The 10,383-nt window shown below is 65.5% G+C and carries 11 protein-coding genes and 2 pseudogenes; 6 read left to right on the forward strand and 7 right to left on the reverse strand.

Annotated features, from left to right (window positions below; all coding sequences use genetic code 11):
• Positions 1 to 137: 137 nt before the first annotated feature.
• Positions 138 to 1,178 (forward strand): GGDEF domain-containing protein, encoded by a 1,041-nt coding sequence (locus tag BQ7388_RS06530; protein WP_234946885.1) that lies wholly within the window; start codon positions 138 to 140, stop codon positions 1,176 to 1,178.
• A gap of 6 nt (positions 1,179 to 1,184) precedes the next feature.
• On the opposite strand, the gene BQ7388_RS12315 is transcribed toward BQ7388_RS06530, so the two are convergent.
• Positions 1,185 to 1,427: an HAD family hydrolase gene (locus tag BQ7388_RS12315; protein ID WP_072500063.1), complete on the reverse strand. Its 243-nt coding sequence runs from the start codon at positions 1,425 to 1,427 to the stop codon at positions 1,185 to 1,187.
• Positions 1,428 to 1,737: 310 nt separating this feature from the next.
• Between BQ7388_RS12315 and BQ7388_RS06540 the strand changes: the two genes are divergently transcribed.
• The 4 genes and pseudogenes from BQ7388_RS06540 to BQ7388_RS12990 all read left to right on the forward strand — a co-directional run bounded on the left by BQ7388_RS06540 (position 1,738) and on the right by BQ7388_RS12990 (position 4,492).
• Positions 1,738 to 2,964, forward strand: coding sequence for an ATP-binding protein (locus tag BQ7388_RS06540; RefSeq protein ID WP_072500064.1), 1,227 nt, complete (start codon positions 1,738 to 1,740; stop codon positions 2,962 to 2,964).
• Positions 2,965 to 3,210: 246 nt separating this feature from the next.
• Positions 3,211 to 3,810, forward strand: coding sequence for a membrane dipeptidase (locus BQ7388_RS06545; RefSeq protein ID WP_072500065.1), 600 nt, complete (start codon positions 3,211 to 3,213; stop codon positions 3,808 to 3,810).
• Positions 3,807 to 4,259, forward strand: a pseudogene (locus tag BQ7388_RS13495) (HAD hydrolase-like protein); the annotation flags it as partial. The gene BQ7388_RS06545 and the pseudogene BQ7388_RS13495, both read left to right, overlap by 4 nt.
• A gap of 29 nt (positions 4,260 to 4,288) precedes the next feature.
• Entirely contained in the window at positions 4,289 to 4,492 is a 204-nt protein-coding gene (locus BQ7388_RS12990; RefSeq protein WP_072500066.1) for a membrane dipeptidase, read from the forward strand.
• Positions 4,493 to 4,674: 182 nt separating this feature from the next.
• Here BQ7388_RS12990 and BQ7388_RS06560 read toward each other — a convergent pair whose 3' ends face one another.
• The 5 genes and pseudogenes from BQ7388_RS06560 to BQ7388_RS06580 form a co-directional block, all read right to left on the reverse strand.
• A complete protein-coding gene (locus BQ7388_RS06560; protein WP_072500067.1) occupies positions 4,675 to 5,643 on the reverse strand; it encodes a hypothetical protein in 969 nt (322 codons plus the stop codon).
• A gap of 460 nt (positions 5,644 to 6,103) precedes the next feature.
• On the reverse strand, positions 6,104 to 7,024 hold the full coding sequence (locus tag BQ7388_RS06565) for an iron chelate uptake ABC transporter family permease subunit (protein WP_234946886.1): 921 nt from the start codon (positions 7,022 to 7,024) through the stop codon (positions 6,104 to 6,106).
• A complete protein-coding gene (locus BQ7388_RS06570; protein ID WP_234946887.1) occupies positions 7,024 to 8,004 on the reverse strand; it encodes a metal ABC transporter substrate-binding protein in 981 nt (326 codons plus the stop codon). The genes BQ7388_RS06565 and BQ7388_RS06570 overlap by 1 nt, the downstream gene beginning before the upstream one ends.
• An 80-nt stretch (positions 8,005 to 8,084) precedes the next feature.
• Positions 8,085 to 8,471 (reverse strand): annotated as a pseudogene (locus BQ7388_RS06575) (Fur family transcriptional regulator); the annotation flags it as partial.
• Between the two features lie 132 nt (positions 8,472 to 8,603).
• The gene (locus tag BQ7388_RS06580) at positions 8,604 to 8,843 is read right to left on the reverse strand and encodes a hypothetical protein (RefSeq protein WP_198003192.1); all 240 of its coding nucleotides are present in this window, start codon (positions 8,841 to 8,843) and stop codon (positions 8,604 to 8,606) included.
• A gap of 273 nt (positions 8,844 to 9,116) precedes the next feature.
• Here BQ7388_RS06580 and BQ7388_RS06585 point away from each other — a divergent pair, with 273 nt between their 5' ends.
• On the forward strand, positions 9,117 to 9,974 hold the full coding sequence (locus tag BQ7388_RS06585; protein WP_072500068.1) for a pirin family protein: 858 nt from the start codon (positions 9,117 to 9,119) through the stop codon (positions 9,972 to 9,974).
• Positions 9,975 to 10,126: 152 nt separating this feature from the next.
• On the opposite strand, the gene BQ7388_RS06590 is transcribed toward BQ7388_RS06585, so the two are convergent.
• The coding region (locus tag BQ7388_RS06590) for an amidohydrolase family protein (RefSeq protein WP_159430805.1) at positions 10,127 to 10,383 on the reverse strand (257 nt) is incomplete at its 5' end.

Consider the following 10,383-nt stretch of genomic DNA (forward strand, 5'->3'; position numbering starts at 1 on the left):
TGCAGGGGGGGTCGAACTTGAACGCTTCGCCAACAACAGCATCCCGATTTGACCTCCCCACGCGAACCGAAGTCGGAGGCCTGAGCCTGATATTGGGGCTACGTCGGCACTCGAGATTCGAGAGCCTCGCACTCACGTTGTCCAACCTCAGGTGTGGGACGTCCCTAGCCGCAATAACACTCTTCATGGAAACGTACATGCTCGTCAACAATTTTCTCATGGAGAGGAACGAGCGACTGGTATGCCAGCTCGGATGGCCTTGGATCATACAGCATCGCATCGCATACGCCACGCTCTTCGTCAGCGCCACACTGCTCATCGGGTGGAACGCCTATCGCTCTCTGCGAGGGATGGAACACGTTTCGCTCAGCGTCTCGCAGGCAATAGTCTGGCAGTTCGTGGTGGTCTCTCTCGCCTTTGGCGTATTCGTTGCCATGGGCGACCTCGCCCGAGGCAACGGAGTGTACTCCTTCATCGTCCAAGTGGTAAGCATCGTCTGCGTATTCGCCATCCGCCCCATCGTGCTCATACCCGCCATAGCCGCGACGTTCGGCCTCGTCATCTGGCAGGCAGCAAGGCTATCAGCCACGAGCCACGGAACGCTCACGAGCTTCATTTCACTCGGTCTCGTTCTCATCGTTGCCTGTTGTGTCAGATACCACACGCGTATGTGCGACATCCGCTCTCAGGAGCGTCTTGAGCGGTATTCGTTCCAAGACGCCCTTACAGGCTTAGGTAACGTGAGGGCACTCTACGTTGACGTCCAAAGAAGCATCGGAAAACGGGTCAACATCGCAGCACTGGACATAGACAACCTCAAAACATATAACGACCGATTCGGTCACGAGACCGGTGACCGCATTCTCTCGCTTTTCGCAACAATCATTTCCCGCGAGCTTGGCGGTAGCATCCAGCTCTATCGCCTAGGCGGTGACGAGTACCTCGCGATGTCCACGTCCGTCCCATCTGACGAGTTCGCAGCTCGTGTTGCAAAAAGCCGCAAAGTCTTCGAAAGCCGTGTGGCAGACAACCATATACGAATAGGCAAGGCAACCATCAGCTTCTCCATCGGCTACGCATCCGGCAGGATCAACGAGACGGACGACATCAAGCCACTCCTGAGCAGAGCGGACGTCGAGATGTACCAGGAGAAGCACAGCCACCACTGTGCGTCCTGATGCCCCTCACCCCCGTACCGCGGGCATCTCTCCCCTGACGAGGGCGTCGACGGCGTCGGCCACCGCCTCGTCCTCGACGCGTCCCAGCCGCCAGCTCGCCGCCGCCTTGGCCTCCGGCGCCGCGCCCTCAACCGCGAACGAGAGCGGCACGTGCTCGAGCATGCTCACGTCGTTGCCACCGCCGCCGAACACCGCGACCTGGTCGAGGCCGATCCCCAGCCGCTCGCAGAGCACGTCGACCGTCTCCACAATTCGGCGCTTCCGTGCGCAACTCCGATCTATCGCCACTTCTGGCAGCTGGCACGACCAACCCGCAAGGCACCCGCTCTTCGAACAGCGAAATGATGGCGATGGGCCAAGTCTCGCGCTGGCGAAGTGACCCATGTCAGACCGTCAGCCATCCCCATGCAAAATGATCAATGCGACCCATGCAATAGTGCAGCGGTGCCGCAGACACTGCCAGAGGCACCACCGGAAAAGTGGTCGTTAAGGATACATACTTTGCATTTTTTTACAAGTTATGTATCCTTAAACGAGCATTTTCAAGGAGGCAAGATCCATGGCGGAACTCTTCAGACGTGAGCTGTACCTCGAACGGCTAAGGCCTTTCTACGACACCGACCTCATCAAGGTCGTGACGGGCATGAGACGCTGCGGCAAGTCCTGCCTCATGCAGACCGTGATGGAGGAGCTGCGCGAGCGTGGGGTCGGCGAGGACCGCATCACCTACCTCGACCTCGACGCGAGGAGGTACCGGCGCGTGAGGGATCCCGACACCTTTGACAAGGCCATCGAGGCGGCCATAGGGGAGGACCCGCGCGGCAGCTACCTTTTCGTCGACGAGGTCCAGAATGTGGAGGGCTTCGAGGAAGTCGTCGAAGCATGGAGGCTCGAAGGCGTCTCGATTTTCATCACGGGCTCCAACTCCTACCTCCTCTCTGGGGAGCTCGCCACAAAGCTCACTGGGCGCTACGTCGAGCTTGAGCTCTTTACCTTGGCATTCCCCGAGTGGCTCGGCATGAGGGAGGCACTCGGGGAAGAGATCGGCCCTACGGCAGCGGAGTTCGAGCGATACCTGCGCGAAGGCGGCATGCCCGGCGCCGTGCGGCTCCCCAACCCTACGGCACGCTCCGCTTACGTAGCGGACGTCATCGCCCAGGTCATCGAGAAGGACGTCAGCAGGCGCGCCGGCAAGGTCCGCAATGCCGAAGCGTTCCGACGCGTCATGACATACATGGTCTCCAACTACGCGGCACCTACGAACTTCGCCAACATCGCCGAGGAGCTCCGCGAGGCTCAAGGGACGCCCGTCCTCGCGAGGACGGTCTCACGCTACGCAGGCTACCTGGAGGCCGCCAAGGTGCTCTATCGCTGTCCCACGTTCGACCTCAAGAGCAGGAGGAGCCTTCACGGAGGCGAGAAGCACTACCTCGCTGACCTCTCGCTTTACTACGCGCTCAACACGGACAACCAGGTCAGCTACGGCCCAGCCCTCGAGAACGTGGTCTACCAATATCTGAGGCGCCACGGTTGGACGGTCAGCGTGGGACGCGTTGGCAGGTTGGAGGTGGATTTCATCGCACGGAAGGACCAGCGCTACGTTTATGTTCAGGTGTCGATGAGCATCGTCGACCAGAATGTGGAGGAACGGGAGTTCCGTCCGTTCTCGCTAATCAGGGATGGGTGGCCGCGCTACCTGCTCACCCTAGACCCCCTCCCCACGACGCGGGACGGCGTCACGCACCTCAACATCGCGGAGCTGATGGCTTCGGACGCCGACCTCTAGCAGGGCCTCTTGCGAGGCCTAACAAGGCCTAGCGAGGCATCTCTCCCCTGACGAGGGCGTCGACGGCGTCGGCCACCGCCTCGTCCTCGACGCGTCCCAGCCGCCAGCTCGCCGCCGCCTTGGNTCCGCGAGCTCGAGCGCTGGCTGCTCGCGTGATAGGCGCCTGACCCACGCGCCAGGCCTACGCCACGACGACGGACTGGCGCCACTCTCCCCCGATCCCTTCCCCCGCCCCTGGAGGCACACATGCGCGTGTTTGACCTGCACTGCGACACGATCGACGCCCTCGCCCTGCGCGAGGTGGACGCCATAGGCAGCGTCCTCGGCCCCCTCGAAGACGATGACCTGCTGCACAACCGCCTCGCCCTGGACCTCACGCGCATGCGCCAGGTCGCGGGCGACGGCTGGTGCCAGTGCTTCGCCATCTGGGTGCCCGAGGGCATGGAGGGAACGTCCCTCTCGCCCCGTGCCGCCTATGAGCGGGCCCGGGACTACTTCGAAGAGCAGGTCCGACTGCACGCGGACCTCGTGGCGCAGGCGCGCAGCATGGGCGAGGCGGACGCCGTCGTCGCCTCCGGGCGCGTGGCAGCCTTCCTGACCCTCGAGGGCGCCTCCCCCATGGAAGGGGAGCTCGGCTACCTCGAGCGGCTGCACGAGGACGGGGTGCGCATGGTCACCCTCTGCNCTCTCCCCCGCTCCTATGGCCGGTGCCTCCTGGCGCCGACATGTCGGTGTCGTATCATACGGCAGCCGCGCGCAAGCCGCCACTGCCCCACGAGTATAGTTGCGAGGAAAAACAAGCCGCCGGTCGAGTTGCCGGCGGCCATCGTGCGGGAGGCAGCATGAGGTTCACCCACATCGCCTTTGACCTGGATGGCACCCTCGTTGACACCGAGCAGGTCCTGCTCAAGACCTGGCAGCAGGCAGCACGCGGCTACGGGCGCGAGCTCGACCTGGACGAGTTCCGTGTGGCCTTTGGCATCACCACCGAGGACGCGTTGGGTCGCCTTGGCCTGGACGTGAATCCGTCGGAGTTCGCCCGACGCTGGAACGACGCCTATGCGGGCTTCGCGGGCGAGGCGGCCTTCTTCCCCGGCGCGCGCGAACTGCTCCTCTCCCTGGCCAGCCATGGGCTGGGCCTGGGCGCCGTCACCTCCCGCGAGAGAGACGAGTACGAACGCTTCTTTGACAAGTTTCACCTGGACGACCTGATGGGCCAGGTCGTCCTCGCCGACGCGACCGAGCGCCACAAGCCCGAGCCCGACCCCCTTCTGCGCTTCGCCCGGCTCGCCGGCGCCGACCCCACGNCGAGCTTGCCGCGCACGTGGAGCACTTCCTCGACCTGGGCGGGGAGGACGTCATCGCCCTGGGCAGCGACTACGACGGCTCGGAGGTGCCGGATTGGCTTGACGGCTGCCAGAGGCTTCCGGCCTTCCACGAGCGCATGGCCGCCCGCTTTGGCGACGAGCTATGCGAGAAGGTCTTCTTCTCCAACGCCCGCGACTTCTTCCTGCGCACGCTGGGCTGAGCCCGCGGGGAGCAAGGGGCGCGTCGCCCGTTGTCGAAGGCAAGCAAAGACAGCAAATCTCACGAAATGCTGTCGATTTTCACGTTTGGCCTGTTGGTGGGAATCGAAGGCAGCAATTCTCACAAAATGCTGTCGGCCTCCCCGGGGATGGCATCATTACCCCCGGCAGCGCCACCTTGCCCCTACGGATGCTCGAACAGCAGTGTAGAGAGAAGCTTCTCTCGCCTTGCCCGCAACCCTTCGTCCGCAAGGGCTCGCCGCGGCAGCATGAGGCTCTGGCGGGTCGACCTCTCCAGCAAGATTATCAGCTGCTGCGCAAGCAGATCCATGGCCCCGCGCTCGAGCAGGTCCTCCTTGGTCACCACGAGGGTCGCCCGGCCGCTCGCAGCCAGATCCCTCTCGCGGCGCCGGTCATCCACGTACTTCCGCCTCAGCTGCAGCCTGAGGGACCGAAGGCTGCGATCCAGACCGGCGTCTCCGGGACGGGATCCGAGGTCCATTGCCGCCGATTCTAGGCCACGCAGGTCAAGGTGTCCCTCCCCGTCATAATTCAAGCAGACGGGTGCCTGCCTGAACTCGATGTCGGGAACCCTCGACGTGCGAGTCATGGGCAAGCCAGCCCCAGCCTGCACGCGTCTGTTGAGCATGATGGGACCCAGGTCGTAGCCACCCTCCCCGCCGGGAAGCGCAAGGAGCGTCGCAAGCACGGCCTCGAGGGGCGACCAGGCGTTCGGACCCGAAAGCCCCAGGGCGCGCCCCACGCGTGACGTGGCACTGGAGGAAGGAAGCCGAGCGAGCTCCCAAAGCAGCTCGTCCGTCTCCGCGAAGGGGGCAAGCCCAAAAGCCACCTCCCCCCTGACGGGGTCGACCGGGTCGCGCGCGAACGTCCCCTCCAGCTCGGATGCGACGCTTGACAGCAGGCCAAGCTCGAGCGAGGAAGAGAGCTGCATGAGCGTGAGGGCGGCACTGCAGGCGTAGACTCCTTCTCCCAAACACAAGAATGCAGGGAACTCGGGCTCGCCTGCGTATGCCTTCCCCTTGAGGAACGCATTGCTCGAACGCCTTGTATCGGGATGGCAAAGGCAGTCGAGCTTGCCCCACTTTGCCAGGTAGGCCTCTCCGTCAATGCCAAGGACGCGCAGCCGGGACATGAGGTCCTGCCTCTTGATACGTTCTCCAGCACCCCGCTTCAGGGGGAAGGGACACGGCCGCGGACGGTCGTGTGCCGGATGGCTCCGGCGCCAAGCGCGGATGAGCGCAAGTGAGGTCCTATGCGAGAAGACAATGTCCATGGACGGATTGTAGCGAGGGCAAAAATACCGCGTGTGCAGCTAGCTGCCAGTGATGTGCGCCTTGACCAGTCGGCCACAATTCCGCCCGGGGCGTCGGCTGCCAAGACGGCCATGGCAAAAAACAGCATTCTGTGAGATTTGCTGTCAAATTTTGCGTTTGGCCTGTTGGCAGAGAAAAACGACAGCATTTTGTGAGAAATGCTGTCGACTCCAGCCCCGTATGACCCCAAGCCCCGCCCGACTCCGTGATCGTACGACTCCGGGGTCGTACGACCACGACCCCGTCCAATCCTCGGGCCCATCGCAGCAGGAAGCGGGCCTAGCGCAGCAGGGAGGCGAGCTTCTTCCCGGCGAGGATGACCAGCAGCAGGGCCACCGCCATGAGCACGATGGTGCCGCCCGGCTTGAGCCCGAAGTAGTACGAGACGACCAGCCCGCCCACCGTGGTCACGACGCCCACCACGCTGGAGATGACGCAGGTCTGCCTCCAGCTCCGGGCGAGCTGCAGCGCGCAAGCCACGGGCACCACCATCATCGACGAGACGATCAGCGAGCCGACAGTCCTCGACGCCACGGCCACCACCAGCGCGACCACGATCACGAAGGCGAAGTTCGCGGCCGAGACGGGCACCCCCACGGCGCGCGCGTGGCGCTCGTCGAAGGACATCAGGAAGAGCTCCCGGCGCATGAGCAGGCAGACGAGCACGGCCAGCGCGCTGATGACGGCGATGGTCGCGGTCTCCTCCGCGCTCACGGTGAGGATGCTGCCAAACATGAAGCTGTTGAAGCTCGAGGCGTTGGGCACGAAGCCCGAGAGCACGCCGGCGAGCCCGATCCCGGCCGCCATGACCACGGCCACGGCGAGCTCGGACTGGTCGCGGAAGCGCCGGCGGATTCCCTCGATGCAGAGGGCTCCCGTCAGGCAGGCGAGAATGGCGCCGCCCACCGGGCTGAGGCCGCCGACCAGGCCCGCGGCCACGCCGGCAAGCGAGGTGTGCGAGAGCGCATCGCCGNCGCGGAAGCGCGCCGGGCTCTGGCCGAAGAGCCGCACCGAACCGGAGTCCGGCGCGAGCTCGCCCACGACCAGGCGCGCGATCGTGGACTTGCCCGCACCGTTGTCCCCCACGAGGGCACAGATCTGCCCGTCGTCGAGCTCGAGGTCGACCCCCCGCAGCACCTCGGTGCCCCGGTACGAGAAGCGGACGTCCTGCAGCGTGACCGGCCTCGAGCTCGCACTCATCAGGCCAGCGCCTTCTTAAGCGCCTCGAGGTTCTTGCGCATGGTCGAGAAGTAGTCCGCGCCCGCGGCCAGCTCCTCGTCGGAGAGCCCCTCGAGCGGGTTGAGCTCCTCCACCTGGGCGCCGGAGGCCTCAGCGATGGCCTGCGCCACCTTGGGGCTCACCAGCTCCTCGCTGAAGATGTACTTCACGTCGTGCTGCTTCACGAACTCGACGATCTTGGCCATGGTCTGGGCGTCTGGCTCGGCGTCGGCCTCGATGCCCTCGATGGCCATCTGGTTGAGGCCGTACTGGTGGCAGAGGTAGCCGAAGGCCTCGTGGCTCACCACGATGTCGCGCTTGGGCAGCTTCTCGATCGCCTGCGAGAACTCGCCGTCGAGCTTGGCGGCCTCGGCCGACCACTTGTCGTAGTTGGCCTCGTAGGCGTCCTTGCCGTCGGGGTCGGCAGAGATCAGGCCGTCCGCGATGGCGCGCATTTGGATCGCGGCGTTGGTGGGCGAGAGCCAGCAGTGCGGGTCGGTGGTCGAGACCTCGCTCGGGTCCTCGCCGTGCTCCGCGTGCTCGGCCTTCTCCTCCTCGAGCGCCTCGGCGCTGAGCTCGAGCAGGTCGACGTCCTTGCTGGCCTCGACCGTGACCAGCTTGGAGTTCGAGAGGCTCTTCAGGGTGTCGTCCACCCAGTGCTCCATGCCGGCTCCGTTGTACACCAGCACGTCAGCCTCCTCGAGGCTGCGCAGGTCGGCGGTGGAAGGCTCCCAGTCGTGGGGCTCGGTGCCGGCGGGCACGAGGCAGCTGACCTCGGCGCGGTCGCCGGCGATCTTCTGCGCGAAGTCGTACATGGCGTAGAAGCTCGCGACGACCTTGAGCTTGCCGGAGTCGGTCGCGGTCGTTGCGGCGGCGCCGTCCTGGCCCGCAGGCTTCGAGCAGGCGGCGAGCAGCGTGCCGGCGCCGATCGCGGCGGCAGCGAGCAGCCCGCGACGGGACACGATGGGACCGAAGCTCTTGCTGATGGANGGTCGTCCAACATGTGGCAGTCCAGGGCGAGCACCTTGCCGCAGCCCAGGCACACCAGCTGGCCCTCGTCGGGACGCTCGGGATCGATCAGGCGATAGCGCGACTCTCCCCCACCTGGCGAGACGACCTTGGCAACGGCGCCGTCGCGCGCGAGCGCCTCGAGCGTGCGGTAGGCGGTGGTGCGGCCCACCTTGGAGCCCTCCTCGCGCAGGCTCCCGAAGACGTCGTCCACGCTGAGGTAGTGGTCGGCGTGGCGCGAGAGGAAGTCGAAGACCGCCTGCCTCTGCCTGGTGTTGTAGCCGTGCCTGACCGCTGGCATCCGCTCTCGCCTCCCGTCGTCGTCCGAGCTGTGGGGGCACGTCGGCACCAAGGGGAAGCCGCGCGAGCCCGCGCTCAAAGTCCGGTCGCTCAAAATCCGACAATTGGATTCTGATTTCATTTTAGGAAGCGAGAGGAGCGTCGAAGCAACGGTCGCGGCTTCTCTCCCATTCACACGCTTTCGTCACATCCGGGCGGGGCTCGACGACGGGCGGGCGGCCGCGCAGCGGGATCGATGCAGCCAGGCCCGGGCCTACAGGTTGTGCTTGGCCATCTTCTGCTCGAATATGCCGTTCACGATGGCACTGAGCTGCTCCTTCGCCTCGCCGGTAAGGGGACCCTCCTGCTCCGCGATCGCAAAGAGGTCGGGGTGCTCGGCGGCTATCTTCTCGACGGTCTTGCCCGTCGCGTGAGCACGCACGAAGACGGGGATGCGCTTGATGTACTCCTCGGGAACCAGCTCCAGGATCTTACTCGCCGCGTCCTTGTTCACTGCCAAGTTCGTTTCCTCTCCTCGGCAGGGCGTTGCGACTGGGTCGCCTGCGCCCCTCTCCCCTGCTTGCGCATCGCATCCTAGGTCCGCCTCGTTATTATATAGTGCGCTATTTAATAGCGCACATAGAACCGTCACAGAGGAAGAGACGTCGGTCTAGGCCGCCCGTCCGGACGGTATACAAGCGGCAACGCAAAACGCGCGGCGTCGGACGCTCCGCCACCCAACGGGGGACGCGGACCAAGTCGGCGCCGCAAGCCGAAGGAGGCAGACATGGACAGGCACGCGACCAACGTGGTGAAGGGATTCAGGACTATCGACGGCGGAGGGGTCAGCCTCGTCCGCGTGCTGGGCAACCAGACCGCCGACGCCTTCGACCCCTTCCTGATGCTCGACTCGTTTGACAGCACCGACCCCGACGACTACACCGCCGGCTTCCCCTTCCACCCGCACCGCGGCATCGAGACCATCACCTACGTCCGCCAGGGCGGCATGCACCACCGCGACAGCATGGGCTACGAGGACACGGTGAGCGACGGCGGCGTGCAGTGGATGTGCGCGGGCTCCGGCGTGATGCACGAGGAGACCATCCCTCCCGCGAAGCGGCTCCTGGGCGTGCAGCTGTGGCTCAACATGCCCGCGGCGGAGAAGATGGCAAGCCCCCGCTACCATGCCATCCGGAGCTCGGACATCGAGGAGATCAAGATCGAGGGCGGGGACCTGCGCCTGCTCGCGGGCCGCTACGTCGACGCCGACGGCAGGACGCACACGGGCTACCAGGGCGAGCACCTTCCCCTCGACTACTACGACCTGGGCGTGGAGTCCGGCAGGACCGTGGCGATCGACGTGGACGAGGACCGCTCGGTGCTGGCCTTCACCCTGGAGGGCTCCGCGCGCGTCGGCGGGCTGCCCGTGGGACCCAAGACGGCCGTGCGTCTGGAGGGCGGCGACCGCGTCGTGGTCGAGGGCAAGGACGAACGGGCGCAGGTCCTGCTCATGAGCTCCAAGAGGCTCGACGAGCCCGTGGCCTGGGGCGGACCTATCGTGATGAGCACCCGCGAGGAGCTCATGGACGCGTTCCGCGAGCTCGAGGACGGGAGCTTCCTCAAGGAGGGCTCGCTCAGGGACTGAGCGCCGGCGGCTCCGGTTCCAGCACGGCGAAGGCCGCGGCCCGTCTCCCCAGGGAAGCGAGTCGCGGCCTTCTTACTGCAGTTGCATTTGCGCCGGCCGAGGCCCCGAGGCCTTCTTGCTACGCTGGCGCCGGCCGGGGGCCCGCGGCCTCCCTACCTCACCGGCACGCCACCCACGTAGGTGGCCTCGAGCTCGAGGTCGGCACCCATGACGTTGAAGTCGGCCGCACGGCCCGCCTGGATCACGCCGCAGCAGTCGTCGACGCCCGACATGCGCGCGGGAATCTCGCTCGCCATGCGGATGGCCTGCTCGGCCGTGGCCGCGCCCCAGTCGACGACGTTCTTGACCGCGCGTGCCAGCGTGAGCACGGAGCCGGCGATGTTGCCCATGCCGCCATCCTCATCCACCA

This window comes from Olsenella phocaeensis (assembly GCF_900120385.1).
GTDB classification, from domain to species: domain Bacteria; phylum Actinomycetota; class Coriobacteriia; order Coriobacteriales; family Atopobiaceae; genus Olsenella_I; species Olsenella_I phocaeensis.

Excerpts from the sequence above, each read along its gene's own strand:
- BQ7388_RS06540 (WP_072500064.1), top strand. The coding sequence starts at position 1,738 with ATGGCGGAACTCTTCAGACGTGAGCTGTACCTCGAACGGCTAAGGCCT.
- BQ7388_RS06560 (WP_072500067.1), bottom strand. The coding sequence starts at position 5,643 with ATGTCCCGGCTGCGCGTCCTTGGCATTGACGGAGAGGCCTACCTGGCA.
- BQ7388_RS06585 (WP_072500068.1), top strand. The coding sequence starts at position 9,117 with ATGGACAGGCACGCGACCAACGTGGTGAAGGGATTCAGGACTATCGAC.